General features: G+C 69.0%; 21 protein-coding genes, 1 tRNA gene and 1 other RNA gene. 10 read left to right on the forward strand and 13 right to left on the reverse strand.

Going from position 1 to position 20,556, the window contains the following annotated elements:
- Positions 1–23 precede the first annotated feature (23 nt).
- From opgC to VC184_RS06645, 6 genes are all read right to left on the reverse strand, one after another.
- Positions 24–2,513, reverse strand: a complete 2,490-nt coding sequence (gene opgC / locus VC184_RS06620) for an OpgC domain-containing protein (RefSeq protein WP_323987583.1) — start codon at positions 2,511–2,513, stop codon at positions 24–26.
- On the reverse strand, positions 2,510–2,929 hold the full coding sequence (locus tag VC184_RS06625; RefSeq protein WP_323987585.1) for an ATP-binding protein: 420 nt from the start codon (positions 2,927–2,929) through the stop codon (positions 2,510–2,512). Before VC184_RS06625 ends, opgC begins: the two co-directional genes overlap by 4 nt.
- Positions 2,922–3,257 carry an STAS domain-containing protein gene (locus VC184_RS06630; RefSeq protein WP_323987586.1) on the reverse strand — a complete coding sequence of 112 codons (336 nt, stop codon included), beginning with the start codon at positions 3,255–3,257 and terminating at the stop codon, positions 2,922–2,924. The genes VC184_RS06625 and VC184_RS06630 overlap by 8 nt, the downstream gene beginning before the upstream one ends.
- A gap of 3 nt (positions 3,258–3,260) precedes the next feature.
- A complete protein-coding gene (locus VC184_RS06635) occupies positions 3,261–5,267 on the reverse strand; it encodes a glycosyltransferase family 2 protein (protein WP_274177759.1) in 2,007 nt (668 codons plus the stop codon).
- A 91-nt stretch (positions 5,268–5,358) separates the two neighbouring features.
- On the reverse strand, positions 5,359–6,204 hold the full coding sequence (locus tag VC184_RS06640; protein ID WP_323987587.1) for an endo alpha-1,4 polygalactosaminidase: 846 nt from the start codon (positions 6,202–6,204) through the stop codon (positions 5,359–5,361).
- 10 nt (positions 6,205–6,214) lie between these two features.
- The gene (locus tag VC184_RS06645) at positions 6,215–7,546 is read right to left on the reverse strand and encodes an MFS transporter (protein ID WP_323987734.1); all 1,332 of its coding nucleotides are present in this window, start codon (positions 7,544–7,546) and stop codon (positions 6,215–6,217) included.
- A gap of 25 nt (positions 7,547–7,571) precedes the next feature.
- Between VC184_RS06645 and prfB the strand changes: the two genes are divergently transcribed.
- From prfB to smpB, 4 genes are all read left to right on the forward strand, one after another.
- The gene (gene prfB, locus VC184_RS06650) at positions 7,572–8,684 is read left to right on the forward strand and encodes a peptide chain release factor 2 (RefSeq protein WP_023951108.1); all 1,113 of its coding nucleotides are present in this window, start codon (positions 7,572–7,574) and stop codon (positions 8,682–8,684) included.
- An 81-nt stretch (positions 8,685–8,765) separates the two neighbouring features.
- On the forward strand, positions 8,766–9,746 hold the full coding sequence (gene ftsE, locus VC184_RS06655; RefSeq protein WP_023951105.1) for a cell division ATP-binding protein FtsE: 981 nt from the start codon (positions 8,766–8,768) through the stop codon (positions 9,744–9,746).
- Entirely contained in the window at positions 9,743–10,657 is a 915-nt protein-coding gene (gene ftsX / locus VC184_RS06660; protein WP_274177761.1) for a permease-like cell division protein FtsX, read from the forward strand. Before ftsE ends, ftsX begins: the two co-directional genes overlap by 4 nt.
- Before the next feature lie 83 nt (positions 10,658–10,740).
- Positions 10,741–11,217, forward strand: a complete 477-nt coding sequence (smpB, locus tag VC184_RS06665) for an SsrA-binding protein SmpB (protein ID WP_112614374.1) — start codon at positions 10,741–10,743, stop codon at positions 11,215–11,217.
- A 26-nt stretch (positions 11,218–11,243) separates the two neighbouring features.
- On the opposite strand, the gene VC184_RS06670 is transcribed toward smpB, so the two are convergent.
- Positions 11,244–11,906: an SIMPL domain-containing protein gene (locus VC184_RS06670; RefSeq protein ID WP_323987590.1), complete on the reverse strand. Its 663-nt coding sequence runs from the start codon at positions 11,904–11,906 to the stop codon at positions 11,244–11,246.
- Positions 11,907–12,038: 132 nt separating this feature from the next.
- Between VC184_RS06670 and ssrA the strand changes: the two genes are divergently transcribed.
- Both ssrA and VC184_RS06680 read left to right on the forward strand, forming a co-directional pair.
- Positions 12,039–12,408, forward strand: a transfer-messenger RNA (tmRNA) gene (ssrA, locus tag VC184_RS06675).
- 100 nt (positions 12,409–12,508) lie between these two features.
- Positions 12,509–12,760 (forward strand): hypothetical protein, encoded by a 252-nt coding sequence (locus VC184_RS06680; protein WP_323987591.1) that lies wholly within the window; start codon positions 12,509–12,511, stop codon positions 12,758–12,760.
- Between the two features lie 69 nt (positions 12,761–12,829).
- Here the strand turns inward: VC184_RS06680 and VC184_RS06685 are convergent, their stop codons facing one another.
- The 4 genes from VC184_RS06685 to VC184_RS06700 all read right to left on the reverse strand — a co-directional run bounded on the left by VC184_RS06685 (position 12,830) and on the right by VC184_RS06700 (position 14,848).
- Positions 12,830–12,988, reverse strand: a complete 159-nt coding sequence (locus tag VC184_RS06685; protein WP_269266462.1) for a hypothetical protein — start codon at positions 12,986–12,988, stop codon at positions 12,830–12,832.
- 74 nt (positions 12,989–13,062) lie between these two features.
- Entirely contained in the window at positions 13,063–13,455 is a 393-nt protein-coding gene (locus VC184_RS06690; protein WP_112614378.1) for a nuclear transport factor 2 family protein, read from the reverse strand.
- Entirely contained in the window at positions 13,455–14,015 is a 561-nt protein-coding gene (locus VC184_RS06695; RefSeq protein WP_323987593.1) for a hypothetical protein, read from the reverse strand. The genes VC184_RS06690 and VC184_RS06695 overlap by 1 nt, the downstream gene beginning before the upstream one ends.
- A complete protein-coding gene (locus tag VC184_RS06700) occupies positions 14,012–14,848 on the reverse strand; it encodes an inositol monophosphatase family protein (RefSeq protein ID WP_323987594.1) in 837 nt (278 codons plus the stop codon). The genes VC184_RS06695 and VC184_RS06700 overlap by 4 nt, the downstream gene beginning before the upstream one ends.
- Before the next feature lie 94 nt (positions 14,849–14,942).
- On the opposite strand from VC184_RS06700, the gene VC184_RS06705 reads away from it, so the two are divergent.
- Positions 14,943–15,018, forward strand: a tRNA-Lys gene (locus tag VC184_RS06705).
- A gap of 71 nt (positions 15,019–15,089) precedes the next feature.
- Here VC184_RS06705 and VC184_RS06710 read toward each other — a convergent pair.
- On the reverse strand, positions 15,090–16,601 hold the full coding sequence (locus tag VC184_RS06710; protein ID WP_323987596.1) for an HNH endonuclease signature motif containing protein: 1,512 nt from the start codon (positions 16,599–16,601) through the stop codon (positions 15,090–15,092).
- A 123-nt stretch (positions 16,602–16,724) separates the two neighbouring features.
- Between VC184_RS06710 and VC184_RS06715 the strand changes: the two genes are divergently transcribed.
- The gene (locus VC184_RS06715; protein WP_323987597.1) at positions 16,725–17,909 is read left to right on the forward strand and encodes an acetyl-CoA C-acyltransferase; all 1,185 of its coding nucleotides are present in this window, start codon (positions 16,725–16,727) and stop codon (positions 17,907–17,909) included.
- An 18-nt stretch (positions 17,910–17,927) separates the two neighbouring features.
- Here the strand turns inward: VC184_RS06715 and VC184_RS06720 are convergent, their stop codons facing one another.
- The gene (locus VC184_RS06720; protein ID WP_112614388.1) at positions 17,928–18,185 is read right to left on the reverse strand and encodes a hypothetical protein; all 258 of its coding nucleotides are present in this window, start codon (positions 18,183–18,185) and stop codon (positions 17,928–17,930) included.
- An 81-nt stretch (positions 18,186–18,266) separates the two neighbouring features.
- Here VC184_RS06720 and VC184_RS06725 point away from each other — a divergent pair, with 81 nt between their 5' ends.
- The gene (locus VC184_RS06725; protein ID WP_269266456.1) at positions 18,267–19,748 is read left to right on the forward strand and encodes an alpha,alpha-trehalose-phosphate synthase (UDP-forming); all 1,482 of its coding nucleotides are present in this window, start codon (positions 18,267–18,269) and stop codon (positions 19,746–19,748) included.
- Positions 19,745–20,536: a trehalose-phosphatase gene (gene otsB / locus VC184_RS06730; RefSeq protein ID WP_323987598.1), complete on the forward strand. Its 792-nt coding sequence runs from the start codon at positions 19,745–19,747 to the stop codon at positions 20,534–20,536. Before VC184_RS06725 ends, otsB begins: the two co-directional genes overlap by 4 nt.
- Positions 20,537–20,556 lie beyond the last annotated feature (20 nt).

Consider the following 20,556-nt stretch of genomic DNA (forward strand, 5'->3'; position numbering starts at 1 on the left):
CGCGGGCGCGCTCTGACCGCGCGTCAGCGGGGGATCACCGAGAAGAGGAACCGCCGCCGCACCATCAGGTAGATGAGCGCGATGACCGCGGTATGGATCAGCGTTCCCTGCCAGAAGCTCTGCCGGTCGAGGCCGGGGATGTTCGCGACGGCGAGCACGAAGAACACGTGCACGATGAACACGTAGAGGCTCGCCTGCCCGAGCGGGATCCAGAGCCACCCCATGACCGCGTTGATCGGCCTCCAGGCCACCGTGAGCACGGCGTAGCTGCAGGTGATCACGAGAACGAGGTCGAGCAGGCGCCCCCAGTGCAGATCGATCCGCGGGTAGCCCGAGTCGTAGAGCATCCCGTAGAGGCCGGCAGGGAACGGGGCCGGCTCGAACCCGAAGCTGTCGCCCGCCCAGAGATAGACGAGGAACCCGGCGTAGCCGACGACGAAGAGCCCGACGAGGATCTTCCCCGGTGTGGAGGTGAGCGCCCGGATGATCTGGCGCCGGTAGTACCCGATGACGAGTCCGTGCGTGAAGAGCACCTGCCAGGCAAGCAGGGGGAAGACCGCGTTGAACTGCGACGGCAGCGGTGACAGCTCCGGCATCGTGATGTGGAGGGCGTACAGGCCCCAGCTGCCCGCCAGCACGAGCCACCACAGGCGCCGGCGGATGAGCCACATGAGCGCGGGGTAGGCCAGGCTCAGCACGACGAACAGCCCCATGATGTTGAAGGGCCACGGTCCCATCTCGAGCAGCAGCAGCTGGCGCACGGCGTACCACGGCGGCGGGTAGTCGAGCAGGCGATCGGCATTCGGGTAGAGGTCGTAGACGCGGCCGGAGGTCGCCTGACCGTCCTCGCCGGTGCCGCGGTCGGTGAACGTCATGATCGCCGACGCGTCGATGAACGGCACGAAGCTGACGACGAAGATCAGCAGGATGACGGCGAGCGCGACGAGGTACTGCTTCCGCGCTCGCGCCCACGCAGCGAGCGCCGCGCCCCACTCCCCGCCGCGTTTCACTGCGGCGGGGAAGACCATGCCGAGGACGACGCCGCTCAGCAGGACGAAGAGCTCGGCACCCGTGATGGCGCCGATGATGTTCAGCGACGCGAACGAGTAGGGGCTCAGCACCTCGATGTGCGTCACGACGACCACGATGATGACGAAGCCCCGCATCATGTCGATGCGCAGGTCGCGAGTCGCGGAATCGTCGGGGTAGCGCCACGACGGCAGCGTCCGTCCCACGATCCCCGAGACGAGAAACGCGATGGCGAGCACGGCGGCGGCGCCGGTGATCCAGTTCATCTCGTCGTTGCCCTCGCGCACCTGCACGGTGCTGGCCGAGGCCTGCTCGGGGGTGATCACGTCGGTGATCGGACTCCACTGCACCTGCCCGGATGCCGCGAGGTCGGCGCGGAACGCGCTCGCCAGCTCACCCGAGGCGGTCAGACGCCAGTCGACTTCCTGGGCGCCGGCCTCGGCTTCCTCGCGCACGGCCTCGAGCCAGGTGACCGCGGTGATCCGCGGGTGGTCGGGCAGCTCGGCGAGCACCTGGCGCCACCAGCCCTGCTTGACGGCGATCTCGGTGTCTCCGTCGAGTGAGAAGTCGTAGAGCGCGCCGGTGTCGAGCAGAAGGTCCCGGCTCTCGCCCGCCGCGAACCTGTCGTAGAAGGTCTCCGCCTGCGGCACGGTGTAGCCCCACTGCTCGTCGAGGCGCGCGGCCACCTCACCCTCGTCAGGAGCGCTGTTCGACACGAGCGGCACGTCGCGACCCGCGGCAGCTCCCGACTCGCCCTTGCCGAAGTAGAACATCGTCAGGCCTACCCGGTCGACGGCATCCGCGTCGGGGAAGTAGGGGCCGTACGGGTCGTCGGCCTCGGTCAGCAGTCCGTCCGCGTCGGTGTCGAGAGCTCGAAGGTCCGCGGGGGAGAGGTCGTCGAGGCGCCCGTCGGCGCGCTCGAAGGGGTACCCCGCGCCGTATGACGGGGCCCAGACCATCTCGGCTCCCGATCCGCCGTCGTGGACGACGTCGGACACGGCCTCGAACGCGCGCACGAACTCGCGCGGCTGCTGCCCCCACGAGGTCCACGAACCGTTCATCTCGGGGGCGAAACGCACGAGATGGTGCGTGTCGTAGTCGCCCTGCATCTTCTCGAGCATCGCGTTGAACGCCGCGGCATCGTCGCGCGTCAGGTCCGCGAGAGGAACCCGCGGTTCCATGCTCAGGACGAGGACGGCGCCCTGGGCGGAGGCCGCCGTGGCCGCGCGGGACCAGTCCTGGCGGGCTCTGTCATCGAGTGGGTACGACAAGCGGATGGCGTAGGTCGCGGGCGTCTCGCCGAGCCGGTCGGCGTATCCGTCGGGGCCGTCCGAGCCCCAGTCGAGCTCCGGGCCGAACCAGAGTCCGTCCTGCGCGACGGGGGCAGGCTCGCCGGTATCAGCGATCGCCGCGGGCGCCGTCAGAAGAGCGGTGGCCGTCGCTAAAGCCAGGGCCGCCAGCGCCCGCCGCAGGTGCCGCGTCACTCGCGGCGGCACTCGAGAGTCCAGACGTTGCGCCCGTTCTCGTAGCGGTGCTCGACGGAGTCGACGCTCGCGAGGGCGAGGGCGAGGCCGCGGCCGTCCTCGGAGTCGGCGTCGGCCATGGTCACAGCACTGAGGTCGAGTTCGGCGGGCTGAGCGTCGTCCTCGAAGGTCGCCGTCAATGCCTCGGGTGTGGCCTGCAGGTCGAGGGTGAAGTGCCGTCCTTCGGCGCCGTGCGCGGCTACGGAGTGCTCGACGATGTTGCCCGCGATCTCGACGACGGCGATCTCGAATGCGAAGCGCGTACGGGGCTCGACGTCGCCGGCTTCCTCCCACCACGATGCGAGCAGATCATGGACGGCCTCGACGCTCTCGAGCGAGACATCGGCGACGAGCGACCGGTGGACGACCTCAGCCATCGAGGGCGTCCTGCACGGTGGCGCGCGGCCGGAGCACGCGGTCGAGGTTCGTCAGACCGAGCACCATGGTCACCTGTTCGCTCGGCGCGGCGAGCCGCAGGTCGCCGCCGCCTTGACGTGCGGTCTTGAGGCACGCGACGAGGGCGCCGAGGCCCGACGAGTCGATGAAGGCGACATCCGACAGGTCCACGATCACGGGCGATTCGCCCGCTGCGGCGATCTCTTCGGTCACCCGCTCGCGGAAAGGACGGGCCGAGACCATGGTGAGCCGCCCGTGGGGGCGGATGACCCGACCGTTCTCGCGTACGTCGATATCGAGGTCCAGCATGGGTCAGGTCTCCTTCAGTTCCAGGTGAGCCGGTGGTCGGTACAGCACGGCGCGGATGATGATGCTGAAGACCATGAGGTCGTACAGCACCCAGACGATGTTGATGAGGGGCGCGATGCCCTGCGCCTGCCCGACGGCGTACCGGATGGCGACGGCGACGAGCGACAGGACGAGCGCAGCCATCGCGATCAGCTGCGGTTTCACGAGGTCCCATCGCGGGCTGTCCTCGGCGGCGCGCGTCTTCGGGGTGACGGCGAACCCCAAGGCTCGACCGCGGTAGACGTTCGCGAACGCCGTCGTCACGGAGCGGATCCAGACGGGGAAGAGCGCGAGCGAGTACTGGGCACCGCGCCAGGTCGGGCGTCCGTTGGCGACGACGAGGAAGAGCAGCTGGTTCAGGAGGAAGAAGGGGATGAAGCGCGCGAAGAAGTCGACGCTCCACGCCTGCACGGGCATGACGCCGAACGTCAGGTAGAGCACGGGCGCGGCGATGTAGACGATGCCGGCGAAGCCGGCCAGGTAGCTCCACATCGTGCCGAAGTACATGATCCGCTGGCCCCAGCTGAGGCTGCGCTGCACGAGGGGGTTCTCGCGGAACATCACCTGCATGGTGCCCTGAGCCCATCGCAGCCGCTGCGTCAGCATCGTCGGCAGATCCTCGGGGGCGAGACCCTCGGCCAGCACCTCGTCGTGGTACACCGACTTCCAGCCCAGGCCGTGCAGCCGCATCGAGGTCGCCATGTCCTCCGTGACCGAGATGGTCGCGAGGGGCATGATCGCCTGGGCCTCTTCGTCGCGCCCGACATCGAACGCCGAGACGAGCATGCTGATCGACTCGAGCGCAGCCAGCGGAGAGAGGCTCCGATCGCCCAGAGCGTCGAGAGTGACCTCATCGATGACGGCGAGGGCCTCGGTGTCGGCGGTGAGCTCGGCGAGAGCGCGCAACTCCTCGCGGACGTCGGAGACGTCCTGATCGCTCAGCTCGCGACGCACCCGGTCGATGCGGCTCTGGAACGCGTAGGTCACATCCGCGAGGGCATCGCCGCGCGCGATCTCGACCTTCACCTGATCGAGGGCGTCCGCGACGGTGTCGAGGGCGGCCGCGATGCGCGGGTCCGATCCGTGATCCCGGCGGGCGCGTGCGAGAACGCGACGGGAGGATCGCACGCCGCGGTTGACGGCGAGCGTGACTTCGTCGACGTAGCGTGAAACCCCGAGCTGCATCAGTGCCTCGCGGCGGAGGATCGCGTTCGATCCGCAGAAGAACGCCGCGTTCCACCCGTCCTTCGACTGCTGGATCGGGCCGTAGAACAACGGCGCCTGGCTGCCGAGCGGGTCACTGGGTGGAACGTTGACGAACCACTGCGGCGTCTGGACGAGGGCGACTTTGTCGTCCATGAACCAGCCGAGCGTGCGATCGAGGATCTTCGGCGAGGGCACCTGGTCGGCGTCGAGGATGAGCAGGAACTCGCCCTCCGTGACCATGAGGGCGTTGTTGATGTTCCCGGCCTTCGCGTGGCGCGGCCGGTCACGCCATGCCTGCGACCGGGTGACGACGCCGATGCCCTCCGCCTCGGCGAGACGGCGAAGCTCGGGCCGGTCGCCGTCGTCGAGGATCCAGGTCTCGTGCGGGTAGCTGATCGCCTGCGCGGCGCGCGCCGTGCGCATGACGAGGTCGAGCGGCTCGTTGTACGTGGTGACGAGGACGTCGACCGTGACCTCGCGTGTCAGCGGCGGCGCATCGTGGCGTTCGCGCAGCCGCCAGGCGCCGACGGCGAAGATGAGCGAATCGATCAGGCTGTACGTCTCGGCGAGCACGAGGGGCACGGCGATCCACCACGCCTCCCAGTTCACCGAGGCGAGCCAGCGCCAGACGATGTAGTTCACACCGGAGATCGCTGCGAGCAGAACCACCAGGCGGATCAGTGCGAGACGTCTCGACGACTTCTTCGACTGGCGCGCCGCATCCCGCCGCGTCCCCTCGCGGCCCAACGTCGTCTCGAAGACCATCGATCTCCCTCGGTCGAGAGCAACGCTGTCAGCCCCCGGTCGCAACCTGAAACGGGTTGCGCCAGGAACGACGTTCAGACCAAGATTCGCCTCAGCAATGCGTCGCTACATGCTCAGGGTAGCCTTCCACCGTCAGGCCCCGATCGCGCAGCACGACCGAAAGCGGGGTCTCCGGATCGGCGCACATCTCGTCCCAGGTGCGCGGAAGATTGTCGGTGTACTCGATGTCGACGACGGCCTCGCCATAGACCTCGGTGTAGCGGGAGCACTCGAGATACGCGGCGCATTCCTCGACGACGGCGAAGTCGAAGCCTGCCTCGTCGCGGAGCTGGTGAGCGAAGTCCGCGGCGTTCTTCTGACCCGCGGCGAGACCCGCATCGTGGGCGATGTCGACGTAGGCGGCGGCGAGAGCGAGATTGCCGTCGATGTCGAGCATGCCTTCGGAGCGCGTGAACGAATCGAGGTTGTCGAACTCGACCGCGTCGAACCCGGACTCGGCGCAGCCGCGGATCCAGGGGGCGACCAGGGCGAGGATGCGCTCGCGTTTGTCGGCCGTCGATGAATCGATCAGCACCTCGTCGGGCCAGTCCGGATCGATGAGGGGCTCGCCGTCCACCGTCACGAGCAGATCGTCATCCCACAGGTCGCGTTCTGCCGGCTGCGTCTGGAACCCGTTGACGTAGCAGATCGAGTAACGGTCCGGCGCGGGCTCCGCTGTGCGGTCGCGGCCGACGATCTCCACGGCCTCGCCGGGCGGGTACGCTCCGCCCAGCTGGTAGTCCGGCTTTCCGCCGACCGGCGGCAGCGTGACGCCCACGGCGTGAGCTGACTCGGCGACATCCCTCTTCGCATCCCCGTGCCCGGGGATGCCGACAGCGGAGCCGGAGAGAAGGGCGGCGATCAGGATGGCCGAGCCGGCCTCCGCGAATCTGCGCACGACGAGCACGCTACGCGGGGTCGTCCCGGTCGTCGGGGCCGCCCTCCGGGCCCTCGGGATCACGGCTGATCCGGGAGCGGGGGACGAAACGGGGAACCCACCGGATGAACCCCAACGCGCCGACGAGACCGAATACGCCCATGACACCGGCTGCCACCGGCAGCGAGGCGACAGCCGTGATCCCGGAGACCAGCAGCGGGGCGGCGGCACCGCCCGCGTCGGTGAGCGTGCGCCAGGAGCCGAGGAACGGGGCCGGGTTCGCCGTCGGCGCGACATCCGCTCCGAGCGTGAGGAGGATGCCGCTCGAAAGTCCGTTGCCGACACCGAGCACGGCGGCGAAGAGCGCGAACCAGAGCTCGGGCTGCGCGCTGGCCGACGTGAGTGCCAGCGCGATGAGGCCCGCGCTCATGAGCAGCATGGCGGGGAGAGCCGCCCACAGGCGGCCGAAGCGGTCCATGACCTGACCGCTGGCGTAGAAGAGCGCGAAGTCGATGGCTCCCGAGACGCCCACGACGAGTGCGATCGTCGAGCCGTCCAGTCCGATCGCGACGCCCCACAGCGGCAGCAGCACCTGGCGCGTGGATCGCAACGCCGACAGCGACGCGGCGGCGACGCCGAGCCGCGCGAGCACGTCGCGATTGCGCCAAGCGGTGCGGACGACACCGGTGCCGGGGACGCGGCGCGTCCGGACGGGCGCCGTCGTGATCGCTTCGCCCTCGACGGTCCGTGCGATGGCGGGCGGCGGTCCCAGCCGCTTCTCGGGTTCGGGCCCGAAGGCGACCAGCGCGATCATCGCGACGAGGCAGACGCCGAAGAACCAGATCGTGGCGTGCTCGTCGCCGAACGCCCACAGCAGCGCAGCGGCGATGAAGGGTCCGACGAACATGCCGAGGCGGAAGCTGCCGCCGAGCAGCGACAGGGCCCGAGCGCGGAATGTGAGCGGCACGCGGGTGGTCATGAACGCGTGACGGGCGACTCCGAAGGCGGCCGCGCAGATGCCGATGAGGAAGACGGATGCCGCGAACACCCCCAGCACCGGGGCGAAGGCCATAGCCCCGACACCGACGAGGGCGAGCAGCCCGGCGATGATCATGGTGGCCCGCTCGCCGATGCGGGCGACGGCCCACCCAGCGGGCAGATTGCCGCACAGCTGTCCCACCACGAGTGCGGCGGCGACGAGCGCCGAGGTGGCGACGTCGGCGCCCAGCTCGGCGGCGATGACCGGGATGAGGGGGATGACGGCGCCCTCGCCGAGACCGAACAGGGTCGTCGGGCCGTAGATCATCGGGGCGAGGCGCCAGAGAACGCGGCGGATCGGTTCGTTCTCGTCGCTGGCTCCCATTGCTTCCACGATACTCTGGAGTGCCATGCTCGAATTCGATATCTCCGCCGACATCCAGGCCCTGCGCTCCACGTTCGCCGACATCCAGGCGGTGGTCGACGTCGAGGCTCTCCGGGCCGAGATCGCCCGCCTCTCCGAGGAGGCCGGCGCGCCCGATCTCTGGGATGACGTCGAGAAGGCTCAGAAGGTCACCAGCGCCCTCAGCCACCGCCAGGCCGAGCTCAAGCGCGTCACCGAGGTCGAGCGCCGACTCGACGACCTCGATGTCCTCGTCGAGCTCGCGATCGAGATGGACGATGAGGAATCGGCTGAGGAGGCGCGCAAGGAGCTCAAGCAGCTCGAAGAGGTCATCGGCCAGCTCGAGGTGCAGACCCTGCTCGACGGCGAGTACGACGACCGTGCGGCGGTCGTGACGATCCGTTCGGGCGCGGGAGGCGACGACGCCACTGATTTCGCCGACATGCTGCTGCGCATGTACCTGCGCTGGGCCGAGCGCCACAAGTACCCCGTGAAGGTCATGGACACCTCGTACGCCGAGGGTGCGGGGATCAAGTCGGCCACGTTCGAGGTCGACGCGCCCTACGCGTACGGCACGCTGTCTGTCGAAGCCGGTACGCACCGTCTCGCGCGCATCAGCCCGTTCGGGTCGGCGGACAAGCGCCAGACGAGCTTCGCCGCCGTCGAGGTCATCCCGGTGATGGAGGAGGCCGTCGAGGTCGACGTCCCCGAGAACGACATCCGCGTCGACGTCTTCCGCTCGTCCGGCCCCGGTGGGCAGTCGGTCAACACCACCGACTCGGCCGTGCGCATCACCCACATCCCCACCGGCATCGTCGTGTCGATGCAGAACGAGAAGTCGCAGATCCAGAACCGCGCAGCGGCCATGCGTGTTCTGCAGACCCGACTCATGCTGCTGCAGCGCGAAGAAGAGGCGGCGAAGAAGAAGGAGCTCGCGGGCACCATCACCGCGAGCTGGGGTGACCAGATGCGCTCCTACTTCCTCTACGGCCAGCAGCTCGTGAAGGACCTGCGGACCGGCCACGAGGTCGGCAACCCGTCGACCGTCTTCGACGGCGATCTCGACGGGTTCATCGCCGCGGGCATCCGGTGGCGCAAGCGCAAGGACGACGACGCCTGATCGAGTGCTGAGGCGCGGATGCCGCGGCGCGCGGGTGTCGCGGCGTGGTTGTGCGGGGGAGCCGCTTAGGCTCATCGAGTCATGATCCGGTTCGAACACGTCAGCAAGCGGTATCGCGGCACCTCGAAGCCCGCGCTCAGCGACGTCGACTTCGAGATCCAGCGCGGCGAGTTCGTCTTCCTCGTCGGCGCTTCCGGATCCGGCAAGTCGTCGTGTCTGCGGATGATCCTGCGCGAGGATGTCGCCTCCGAGGGGCGCGTGGTCGTGCTCGGCCGCGACCTGCGCGGCCTGTCGACGCGCAAGGTGCCCTACTTCCGTCGCCACATCGGCGCGGTCTTCCAAGACTTCCGGCTGCTGCCCAACAAGACCGTCTTCCAGAACGTGGCCTTCACCCTCCAGGTGATCGGCTCGTCTCGCGCTTTCATCTCGCAGGCCGTTCCGGAGGCGCTCGCGCTCGTCGGCCTCGCGGGCAAGGAGAAGCGGCTGCCGCACGAGCTCTCGGGCGGAGAGCAGCAGCGCGTCGCCATCGCGCGCGCGATCGTCAACCGGCCGCAGGTGCTCCTGGCCGACGAGCCCACCGGAAACCTCGACCCCGCGACATCCGTCGACATCATGCAGCTGCTCGCCCGGATCAACGCCAACGGCACGACGGTCGTGATGGCCACGCACGAGGCCGGCTTCGTCGACCAGATGCAGCGCCGCGTGATCGAGCTGAGCGGTGGCGTCATGGTCCGCGACGAGGTCGGCGGCGGGTACGGCGACACCTCGGCACTCCCGAGCCTGGCTCCCGAGCCGGTGCGCGGCGCCGCCGCGGTCGCTGCTCTCACGGCGGTTCTGGAGCTGCAGCGTGAGATCGCCGAGACCCCGCCCACCGCGCACGTCCCGGTGCCCGACGAGCCCGAGGCGCCGGCGGAGCCGCCGCCGCCGGTCGGGGAGACGCGGGCCATCCCGATCGTCGCCCCCGACATCGATCTTGCCGGCCTCGGACTGCCCGACGTCGCCAAGAAGCTCGGACTCGGCGATCGCGACGATCGCAGCGACGAAGTGGGGCCCACGTCATGAGAGTCGGCCTGATCCTCGGCGAGGCTCTGACGGGCCTGCGCCGCAACGCGTCGATGGTGATCTCCGTCGTCCTCGTGACCTTCGTCTCGCTCACCTTCGTGGGTGCGGCGATGCTCATGCAGATGCAGATCAGCAAGACGAAGGACTACTGGTCCGAGCGTGCGCAGGTCGCCGTCTACATGTGCCGTGAGGAAGCGACGGTGCAGAACTGCGCCGACGGTCCCGCGACCGAGGAGCAGATCGCGGCGGTCGCCGAGAGGCTGGCCTCGCCCGCGTTGCAGAGCGTCGTGCGCGATGTGCGGTTCGAGACGAGTCAGGAGGCGTACGACAACGTCCTCTCGCTCATGGGGGAGGACTACGCCGAGTTCGTCAGCCCCGAGCAGCTGAACAACACCTACTGGGTCAACCTCGCCGACCCGTCGCAGAGCGACGTCATCAGCGAGGCGTTCAAAGACTTCGACGGAGTCGAGGAGGTCGCGAACCAGCTGCAGTATCTCGACCCCTTGTTCTCGGCGCTCACCGTCGCCACATACATCGCGGTCGGCATCGCCGGTCTGATGCTGATCGCTGCGGTGCTCCTCATCGCGACGACCATCCGGCTGTCGGCTTATGCGCGGCGGCGGGAGCTCGGCATCATGCGGCTCGTGGGAGCCTCCAACCGGTTCATCCAGACGCCCTTCATCCTCGAGGGGGTGTTCGCGGCGCTGATCGGATCGGCTCTCGCGAGCGTCGCGATCATCGCGATGGTGCAGGTCGGAGTCGGCGACTACCTGTCGTCGCAGATCGACTTCGTGACGACCTGGGTGAACCTGGGCGACGTCGCGCTGGTGGTTCCGGCTGTCATCGTGATCGGCGTCGTGCTGGCCGCCGTCTCGGCCGGGTTCGCGATCAGACGGTGGCTGCGCGCCTGAGGCCGAACCCCGCCGCGTCGCCCGCGCGTCGCCGTACCCCTAGACTGTAGGGCTGCGCCAGTGCACCAGGAAGGAGGCGCGTCATGCCGAAGGAACAGGGCGAGAAGCTCGTGGCGAGCAATAAGCGCGCCCGACACGACTACGCGATCGAGAAGACGTACGAGGCGGGTCTCGTGCTCACCGGCACCGAGGTGAAGTCGCTGCGGCAGGGCCGCGCGAACCTCACCGACGGCTACGCCTACATCGACAACGGTCAGGCCTACCTCGATGCCGTGCACATTCCGGAGTACTCGCAGGGTCACTGGACGAACCACGCGACCAAACGCACGCGAAAGCTGCTGCTCCACAAAGAGGAGATCATCAAGCTCTCGCACGCGGTCAGCGCCGGGGGGTACACCCTCGTACCGCTACGGCTGTACTTCTCGGACGGCCGGGCGAAGGTCGAGATTGCGGTCGCGAAGGGTAAGCGCGAGTTCGAGAAGCGACAGACCATCCGCGAGCGCGAGGACAAGCGCGAGGCGGAGCGGGCGATGCGCACCCGCAACCGACTCGGCGAGTAGCGGTATCCCGCTTCGCCGTCCGGTCGTCAACGGGCGCGGAAGCGCGCCTCGACCGCGGCGGTCACGACGATCTCAGCGGGCCGGAGCTCGATGCCCCCGGACGACGCGTCGGCTGACATCGTCGCCGCTCGCGCGAACATCGGCGCGGCAGGCGGAGCATCGGCGCCGCTGAGGAGCCCGACATCGGCGATCTCGACAGGCTCGACCGTGCCGTGACCGAGCGCGGTCGCGTACGCCGAGGCGCGTGCCACAGCGACGCCGACGGCGGAGGTCGCGACCTCGCGTTCGATCGTCGCCCGTGTCGCGGGGGAGAGCTGCCACTCGACGTTCGAGACGCGCATCCCTTCGTCGTCGGAGAGCAGAGACACCCATTCCGCGAGCGCGACGAAGTCGTCGAATGTGGCCACGAGGTCGATCGTCGCGTGATGCACGGGCGCGAGCTGGTTCCCCTCGGGGTTCCACGGCCGGTCGGACCAGGTCGAGACGGACCCGCTCGACCAGCTCGAGACGACGCGCGCTCGTGTGAGCTCCTCGAGGCGCGTGCGCAGGGGTGCGATCGTCGCGGTCGCCCGGGAGACGACGGCGGTCCGTTGAGGACCGTCGGCGGAGGCGGCGGCGGAGACGATCGCGACCTCGGGCGAGACGCGTCGCTCGGCCTCGCCGCGGACGGAGATGAGGATGTCTGCCATGCTCCGACTCTAGGCGCGAAGGGTGGGAATGGCGTGGGGCGCCGATCGGTTGTAGTCTGTAGTGCTCGGGTGCTGCGGCATCCGGTTTGGTAAGTCCACAGTGTGACAGCGGCCCTTCGACCGAAGGCTCATGGGGATGATCGGTTTCGACATCGCCTGTGTGTCGGCGAGAAGCGGGCCGAGGATGCAGGGTTATCTCGTTAACGATCTCTGCAAAACTATAAGTGCCGAATCCAAGCGCACTGACTTCGCCCTCGCTGCGTAAGCGAGCCCGATAGTCCGTCAGACCGTGTGTGATCCCGCCACGGACCCTGGCGTCATCTAGGGATCTTGCTGCGCGACGGCGTCCGGACGTCACGCGGGACTCTTCCCGGACTGGGCCCGTCGACTTATGTGTCTGTACTGAAAGTCGGGGCCGAGCAGAACGCCTCTACAGACTGCGCCCGGAGAAGACGCCGTATCTCAGCGATGGACGGGGGTTCGATTCCCCCCATCTCCACCACTGCCGCTGTCACACTGTGAAGCCCCCGATCCCCCTGGAAACAGGGGATCGGGGGCTTCTGCTATGTCGAGCCGACACCGTCGTGCGCTACGTTCGGGGCATGGCGTACTGGCGGGACAACGTGAGGACGTGGTCGGGATCGCGGCTGTGGCTGTTGATCGTCCAGATTGTGGTGGCCGCCGGCCTGCTCGCCATGAACGTCTGGTCCGTCGCGCGCGGTGACGGCGGTGCATTCACGATGGTGCTCGCGGTGCTGTTCGGCGTGCTGCTGGTGTTCTGGGTCGCGACACTGATCGGCGTCGTCAGGGCCCGTCGTGACGGCGCTGCCGCACACGACGACGGTCCCGAGTGATGCTGTCGGCGCAAGCGAAAGCCCCCGACCTCGGTTGAGGCGCAGGGGCTTTCGCTGATACGTGCGGTCTCAGGTCTTGTTGCGAATCGAACGCATGAGCCAGGCGATGACCGCGATGATGATCAGCGCGATGCCGATGAAGAGCAGGAACTTCACCGCTTCGACGAAGATTCCCGTGAACAGCAACGCGATGCCGATGATGATGAGGATGATCGCAAGTGCAGGCATGCCTCGATTGTGCACGTGGGTGCCCCCTCGACGCAGGTGCTTGACCTCGCGGGCCGCAGACTCTATGCGCGAGGCTACGGACGTGCGTCGGCAGCCGACTGTTCGGTGCCCTGGTGGAAGCGCAGCGCGAGGGCGTCACCCGAGGTGGCCCAGACCGACGAATGCCGGCTGATCCGGGTACCGGCGATGAGCCGGTATGTCACGAGCACCGTGTCCACGTCGAGGCGCTGGATGACCCACTCGTCCGTATGCGGAGTGTCGCGGGTCGCCTCCTCCAGGAGCTCGACGAGAAGGTCGGAGCGCGTCCATAGGCGGCCGGACCGGCCGATCTCGGTGAAGTCCGGGTGGATGAGCTCGCGGAGGCGGCGCGCGTCCTGCCGGACGGCACTGGTGAGCAGGTCGCGTTCGGCGTCGCGGATACGGCCCGCCAGATCGTCGGCGACACCGACGGCGTGAAGCTCTCCCATCAACGTCGCTCGATGACGACGAGGCCCTGCTTCACATCGGCGACCTGGGCATAGCCTTCGCCGAAGAAGTATGTGACGCCGTATCCGTCGCCGTCGATGTTCAGCGCGAACGCCGGATCTTCGGTGATGTAGACCCCGCCGTCGCCCTCTTCGCGGATCCAGCCTTCCGAAACAAGGGCGCGCTCGGCGTCTGAGGTCTCGGCGGCTGTCAGCGGTGCCCAGCCGAACTGGAGGATGTTCCCGCCAGGTTCGGCCGCGTTCGTCCAGGTGCAGGAGACGCCCGCGTCGATCTGCATCTCGCCGATCATGAACGGGCCCTGCTGGTACTCCCAGCCCTGCGACTGCAGCTCTTCGAGGCTGGCCTCTCGGATGATGTTCTCGCAGGTCGGGTCCGGGAGCGCCGGCTCCGAGGCGGTGGCCTCTGGCGTCGCGACGGGAGAGGAGGGGGCGGCTTCCGGCGGCGCGGTCTCCGTCGGTTCGGGTGCGGAGCAGCCGGTCAGGAACGTCAGAGCCAGGGCCGAGCCGGTCGCCAGGACGAGGGATGCGTGCCGCCGGGTCATGCGCGACCGCCCTCGTGAGCGAGCATCTCGAGGAAGGTGTCGTGCAGGATGCCGTTGGTCGCGAGCGATGAGCGCGTCGACAGGGTCTCAGCGCCGTCGATGTCGGTGAAGCGTCCCCCTGCCTCGGTGACGATGGGCACGTGGGCGGCCAGGTCGTACTCCTTGACACCGAACTCGGCGACGAACTCGAGCCGTCCTTCGGCGAGGAGCATGTAGGGCCACGCGTCGCCGTAGCCACGATCGCGCCAGACTCGGCGCGAGAGTGCGAGGAGCTGTTCGCCCCGGCCGACTTCATCCCACTGGTGGATGCTCTGGAAGCTGATGCTCGCCTGCGCGAGGTCGTCGATCGACGAGACCGAGAGTGACCGCGGCGTCGTCTCGCCCGGGACGTTCGTCCACGCCCCGTGCCCTGTCGCGGCCCACCAGCGACGACCGATGGCCGGCTGACTGACGACGCCGACGCGAGGCGTGCCATCCACGGACAGCGCGATCAGGGTCGCCCACATCGGGATGCCCTTGAGGTAGTTCGCGGTGCCGTCGATCGGGTCGATGATCCACTGGCGTCGTGCGTCGCCGGTGGCGCCATACTCCTCGCCCAGCACGCCGTCGTCCGGGCGCTCGGCGGCCAGCATGTCGCGGATGGCGCGTTCTGTGGCGAGGTCTGCCTCGGTGACGTGCGACGCGTCCGCTTTCAGGCGCACGTCGAGGTCGGCCGCGTCGAAGCGGGCCATGCTCACCGCGTCGGCGGCGTCTGCCAACCGGAGTGCGAATGCCAGGTCGTCGGTCAGGGCGTCTGCAGAAGGCGCTGTCAGATCCGGTGTGGTGGGGGTCACGGCTCCAGGATACGACGCGCCGGGGGCCTCGATTGGCGCGACGACGCGAAGTGGGGTAACGTTTCTCCTCGGTTCGCTTCACTGCGAACAGCCTGCACCTCTAGCTCAATCGGCAGAGCAACTGACTCTTAATCAGTGGGTTCTGGGTTCGAGTCCCAGGGGGTGCACCAGCACGAAGGCCCTGCAACTCTCGCCAGTTGCGGGGCCTTCGTGTGTTGCCGTCAGGGCGCGGTCGAGCGCCTCAGAACGTCGGAGCGCTGGGAGTGGGCCGCGCGACAGCGACCGACCCGGTCGGTGCTGCGTGCAGGACGGAGTGCCGTCCGTCACCGCCGGGCGGTTCCGTGACGGTGAAGGCGACGAGTGGTGGTGGTGCGTCTTCGCGGTAGACCCGCCCGGTCGGTGACGTCCAGATCAGCCTTCCGCCCGCGAGTTGTCGTACTCGCCATCGGGTGTGGTGTTTGACGTCGTGGTGTCTCTTGCAGAGGTTGGCAAGGTTGCACACGTGGGTGGCACCGCCGTCGGATGCGGCGATGGTGTGGTCGAGTTCGCAGCGGATGGCGGGTTGCCGGCATCCGGGGAACCGGCAGTGCCGGTCCCGTGCCCGCAGCAGCCGCACCATCGCCGCCGTGGGCCGGTAGCTGTCGCACTCGAGCACCGTCCCGGTGACCGGGTGGGTGAGAAGCCGGTCCCAGGAGGTCGCGTTGCCTGCGAGTTCGCGTGCGGTGGTGGCGTCGACGGGGGAGCGTCCCGCGAGGTCGGCTGGCCCGTCGTCCTGTCCCATCAATGTCAGTGCCGACATCGCGACTTGCACGTGTGCCCGGATCGCCCCGAGGGTTCCGTTTCCGTCACCGGTGCCGGTCGGGTCGAGGGCGGGTGTCCCCGCGAGGAGGAGGTCACTGAGCACGTCGGCGCGGACCTGGTCGATGGTGCGGGCGTCGTCGACGAACGACGACCCGTCGCGGATCGTCGTGTCGGCGCCGGGCGCGCCGCCGTTGGTGTCGGCTCGAACGTCACGCGCCTCGGCTCGAGCGTCAGGCGCGTCGGCTCGAGCGTCAACGCCCGCGGCTTCAGCCTGAGCCCGCGCGTTGATGATCTCGCGCGCCTGCCGGGTGAGCCGGTCCACGATTCCGTCGGCGATCACAGTCGGCAGCGTCGCGATCAGATCGGACATCCCATCCGCCCCGGCCTGCACCCACACGCACCGTCCCGCCGCTGCCTCCTCGTGCCGCTCGGTGAACGTCCGCGGGTGCATCCGCTCCGCGATCATCCGCAACGCGTCCCGCACCCGGTTGGGTCTCTCGCCCTCGCACCGCTCGATCGCGACCCGCTCGAACTCCGCCCGGCCCTCCACGGGCACGAGGCATCCGACCTCCTGGATCACCCGCACATGCCCACGCACGATGCGCCCGACCTCCCACGCGGCCATCGTCACGGGGTAGTTCTCGACCAGATCACGCGCCTCGTCGATCCGCCGCTGCAGTGTCCGGTCGGTCGCGACGAACACCCCGGCCAGCTCCGCGGCGATCCCGCGCAACGCCATCTCGCGCGCCTTGACCTTCTCCGACGCGCCCACGGCCTGCTTCTCCGCGAGAACCCCCGCCGCAGCGAGCACCCGAACCTCACGAATCTGCGCCAACCGCGCAGCATCCGCCGCGCCCTCGGCATCCGCGACCAGCACCGCCAGGGCATCGACGTCACCGTCGCTGCCCATCCCGCTGCCAGGCCGGCCGCCGAGTTCGTCATTCGAATACATGTTCGAATACTGTCACGAGCCCCCGACATCGGCCCGCCACTCTCCACAGGGGCCGGAATCTCGTCCCCGCGGCGGGGACCTGCACGGGCCATCGACGTCGGGGACGCTCGTAGGCTTGAGAACATGACCACGCCCGAGATCGTCATCGTCGCCGCCGCCCGCACGCCGCAGGGGCGCTTGCAGGGGAGTCTGTCGTCCGTTCCGGCCCCCGAGCTCGGTGGCGCCGCCATCGCCGGTGCTCTCGCGGCATCAGGCGTCGCCGCCACTGCGGTCGACGCCGTCATCATGGGGCAGGTCCTCCCCGCGGGCAATGGACAGAATCCGGCTCGGCAGGCCGCGCTCGCGGGCGGCATCGGCTGGGACGTCCCGGCCTCGAGCGTCAACAAGGTCTGCCTCTCCGGCCTCACGGCGATCATCGACGCCGCGCGCATGATCGCGCTCGGCGACGCCGAGGTCGTGGTAGCCGGCGGCATGGAATCGATGAGCCGGGCGCCCCACCTCCTCCCGGGCTCGCGTTCGGGCTGGTCCTATGGATCGATCGAGGTGCTCGACCACACCGCCTTCGACGGGCTCACCGATGCGTACGACCGCGAGAGCATGGGCGCCTCGACCGAGCGCCTCAACCCTCGGTTCGCTGTGTCCAGGCAGGACCAGGATGCCGCTGCCGCGCGCTCTCATCAGCGTGCTGCGGCAGCCCGCGACGCAGGCCGCTTCGCGGCTGAGATCGCCCCGGTGGCGGTGCCGCAGCGTCGGGGCGAGCCTCTCATCGTCGATACCGACGAGGGCATCCGTGCCGATACGACCGTCGACACCCTCGGTGGGCTGCGTCCCGCCTTCGCGAAGGACGGCTCGATCACCGCCGGCAATGCCTCTCAGATCTCAGATGGCGCAGCGGCGGTCGTGTTGACGACGCGCGAGCGCGCCGAGCGGGAGGGATGGTCGGTGATGGCCATCGTCGGCGCCAACGGCCAGGTCGCCGGTCCCGACAACTCGCTTCACGAGCAGCCGGCCGCGGCGATCGAGCGGGCGCTGGCGAAGCAGGGTATGACGGTCTCGGAGCTCGATCTCGTCGAGATCAACGAGGCGTTCGGCGCCGTCGTGGCAGCCTCGGTGCGCCGGCTCGGCGTCTCTGCTGACATCGTCAACATCGACGGCGGCGGCATCGCGCTCGGGCACCCCATCGGCGCTTCCGGAGCACGGCTCGTCGTCCATCTCGCCCATGAGCTCGCGCGCCGCGGAGCCGGCGCAGCGGCCGCGGGTCTGTGCGGCGGCGGCGGTCAGGGCGAAGCGCTCATCCTGACGCGCTGAGTCCGCCTCGACCCGGGGTCAGCGCCGGCCGCGCTTGACCCGCTCCGCGAAGAGCTTGTCGCGGTCGACGTTCGAGTCGTCCGCCACGAGCCGCCCACGGGCACCGCGGTAGCTGTCGACGACAGCGCCGATCGCCAGCGCCATCGTGATGCCCCAGCTGAGCCATGCCAGGGCGGTGCGCCACGTGAACGGCTCGTCGCTGCGGGCCGAGCGGAGGAGCGTCACGCCACCGGTGATCGCGGAGAGGAGGCCGGTGCCGAAAAGGTACTTGCGCATACCACAAACGTAGCCGCCCGCAGGGGGCGCTGGGCGCGCGGGTAGGCTGGGATCACCGCCGATCGCAGCCTGGAGGCATGCATGAGCACCGCTGATTTCGTCGTCGTCGCCAACCGGCTTCCGGTTGACCGGAACACGGACGGTGGTGGGGACGGAGAATGGCGCCGTTCGCCGGGAGGGCTCGTCACCGCCCTCGAGCCCGTCATGCGCCGCACCGAGGGCGCGTGGGTCGGCTGGCCCGGAAAGCCCGACCTCGAGTTCGATCCGTTCGACTTCGACGGCATGCACCTCGTTCCCGTCGCCCTCAGCGGCGCCGACGTCGAGGACTACTACGAGGGCTTCTCCAACGACACGATCTGGCCCCTCTACCACGACGTCATCGCCGCCCCGCGATACCGGCGCAATTGGTGGGAGGCATACCAGCGCGTGAACCGGCGCTTCGCCGAGGCTGCGGCTGCGGTGGCAGCGGACGGCGGAACCGTGTGGGTGCAGGACTACCAGCTGCAGCTCGTGCCGAAGATGCTGCGCGACATGCGTCCCGACCTCACGATCGGGTACTTCCACCACATCCCGTTCCCCGCTTACGGGCTGTACTCGCAGCTCCCGTGGCGGAAGCAGGTGCTGGAGGGCCTCCTGGGCGCTGACGTGATCGGTTTCCAGCGCGTGGCCGACGCCGGCAATTTCGCGCGCGCTGTGCGGCGTCAACTGCGGTACGAAACCAAGGCCAGCGGCATCCGCGTCCCCGCCCCGGGCGGAGGGCACCGCACGGCACTCGCCAAGGCGTTCCCGATCTCGATCTCGACCGACGACTACATCGAGCTCGCACAGCGTCCTGACATCCAGGCGCGGGCCGCGGAGATCCGCGAGGATCTCGGCAACCCCAAGACGGTCCTGCTCGGCGTCGACCGGCTGGACTACACGAAGGGCATCCGGCACCGCCTCAAGGCCTTCGGCGAGCTCATCGAGGACGGACGGGTCTCCGTCGAGGACGCCACTCTCGTGCAGGTCGCCAGCCCCAGCCGGGAGCGCGTCGAGTCGTACGTGCAGCTGCGCGACGAGATCGAGCTGACCGTCGCGCGCATCAACGGCGACCACGACACCTGGGGTCACAGCGCGATCCGCTACATGCACCAGGCGTTCCCGCGCGAAGAGATGGTGGCCCTCTTCCTCGCCGCCGACATCATGCTCGTCACCGCGCTCCGTGACGGCATGAACCTCGTCGCGAAGGAGTACGTCGCCAGTCGCATCGACAACCGCGGGGTACTCGTCCTGAGCGAGTTCGCCGGTGCTGCCGACGAACTCGCGAGCGCCGTGCGCATCAACCCGCACGACATCGACGGAATGAAGGATGCCATCGTGCGGGCGATCGAGATGCCCGCAGCCGAGCAGGGGAGGCGCATGCGGGCTCTCCGCAAGCGCGTCCGCGAACACGACGTCGACGACTGGTCGCGATCGTTCCTGGACGCGCTCGCGACCGCCGCTCAGTCCAATAGCCCGGCTGAGTCGGCTGCCACCGCGCGCGCCGTCTCGACCGCCGCCACCGAAGCGGAGCACAGCGCATGAGCGCCGTCGCGTACACATCGCCCGACGGTCTCGCAGAAGCCGTCGCGCGCGCAGCGAGCGCACGGCACCTCCTCATCGCGCTCGACTTCGACGGCACGCTCGCCCCGCTCGTCGATGAGCCGATGTCGGCCAGAATGCTGCCCGCCGCGCGCGACGCGCTCGCGCGGCTCGCTCACGCACCCGCGACGACGGTCGCGCTCGTGTCGGGTCGTACGCTCGAACACCTGGCCGAGATCTCCGAGCGCGAGCCGGATTCGCGGATACATCTCGCCGGCTCGCACGGCGCCGAGTTCTGGCATCCGGGCGCGGACTCCGCCCATGACAGCGACAGCGACGTCTCACTCCGCGACGAGCTCACGGCGCGCGCGGAGCAGATCATCGGAGGCCTCGACGGCGCATGGATCGAGCACAAGCGGTTCGGGTTCGCCCTCCACACGCGGTTGGCCGATCGGGAGCAGGCCGCCGAGGCAGCCACCCGGATCGATGATCTCGTCCGGACCGAGGCGCCCGCGTGGCGCCGCCGCACCGGCCAGGACATCCTCGAGTTCGCCTCGCGGCACGAGGGCAAGGACTCGGCCGTCCGCAGCCTCCGTGATCGGGTCGGGGCCGACGTCGTCCTCTTCGCCGGCGACGACGTGACCGACGAGGACGCGCTCGCCTCGCTCGACCCGGGCGACGTGGGGATCCGCGTGGGTGGGGGAGAGACGGTCGCTCAATACCGGGTGGCGGATGCCGCCGCCCTCGCGGTCCTGCTGGGACGGCTCGCCGAGGCCCGGGCGGGAGAATGAGCCCTGCCGCACGGGCATAG

This window comes from Microbacterium plantarum, from assembly GCF_035231185.1.
In the GTDB taxonomy this organism is placed as follows: domain Bacteria; phylum Actinomycetota; class Actinomycetes; order Actinomycetales; family Microbacteriaceae; genus Microbacterium; species Microbacterium plantarum.

Coding starts and splice junctions, on each gene's coding strand:
- VC184_RS06625 (WP_323987585.1), bottom strand. CDS start 2,929: ATGGCTGAGGTCGTCCACCGGTCGCTCGTCGCCGATGTCTCGCTCGAG.
- VC184_RS06630 (WP_323987586.1), bottom strand. CDS start 3,257: ATGCTGGACCTCGATATCGACGTACGCGAGAACGGTCGGGTCATCCGC.
- VC184_RS06635 (WP_274177759.1), bottom strand. CDS start 5,267: ATGGTCTTCGAGACGACGTTGGGCCGCGAGGGGACGCGGCGGGATGCG.
- VC184_RS06645 (WP_323987734.1), bottom strand. CDS start 7,546: ATGGGAGCCAGCGACGAGAACGAACCGATCCGCCGCGTTCTCTGGCGC.
- prfB (WP_023951108.1), top strand. CDS start 7,572: ATGCTCGAATTCGATATCTCCGCCGACATCCAGGCCCTGCGCTCCACG.
- ftsE (WP_023951105.1), top strand. CDS start 8,766: ATGATCCGGTTCGAACACGTCAGCAAGCGGTATCGCGGCACCTCGAAG.
- ftsX (WP_274177761.1), top strand. CDS start 9,743: ATGAGAGTCGGCCTGATCCTCGGCGAGGCTCTGACGGGCCTGCGCCGC.
- smpB (WP_112614374.1), top strand. CDS start 10,741: ATGCCGAAGGAACAGGGCGAGAAGCTCGTGGCGAGCAATAAGCGCGCC.
- VC184_RS06670 (WP_323987590.1), bottom strand. CDS start 11,906: ATGGCAGACATCCTCATCTCCGTCCGCGGCGAGGCCGAGCGACGCGTC.
- VC184_RS06680 (WP_323987591.1), top strand. CDS start 12,509: ATGGCGTACTGGCGGGACAACGTGAGGACGTGGTCGGGATCGCGGCTG.
- VC184_RS06685 (WP_269266462.1), bottom strand. CDS start 12,988: ATGCCTGCACTTGCGATCATCCTCATCATCATCGGCATCGCGTTGCTG.
- VC184_RS06690 (WP_112614378.1), bottom strand. CDS start 13,455: ATGGGAGAGCTTCACGCCGTCGGTGTCGCCGACGATCTGGCGGGCCGT.
- VC184_RS06695 (WP_323987593.1), bottom strand. CDS start 14,015: ATGACCCGGCGGCACGCATCCCTCGTCCTGGCGACCGGCTCGGCCCTG.
- VC184_RS06710 (WP_323987596.1), bottom strand. CDS start 16,601: ATGTATTCGAATGACGAACTCGGCGGCCGGCCTGGCAGCGGGATGGGC.
- VC184_RS06715 (WP_323987597.1), top strand. CDS start 16,725: ATGACCACGCCCGAGATCGTCATCGTCGCCGCCGCCCGCACGCCGCAG.
- VC184_RS06720 (WP_112614388.1), bottom strand. CDS start 18,185: ATGCGCAAGTACCTTTTCGGCACCGGCCTCCTCTCCGCGATCACCGGT.
- VC184_RS06725 (WP_269266456.1), top strand. CDS start 18,267: ATGAGCACCGCTGATTTCGTCGTCGTCGCCAACCGGCTTCCGGTTGAC.
- otsB (WP_323987598.1), top strand. CDS start 19,745: ATGAGCGCCGTCGCGTACACATCGCCCGACGGTCTCGCAGAAGCCGTC.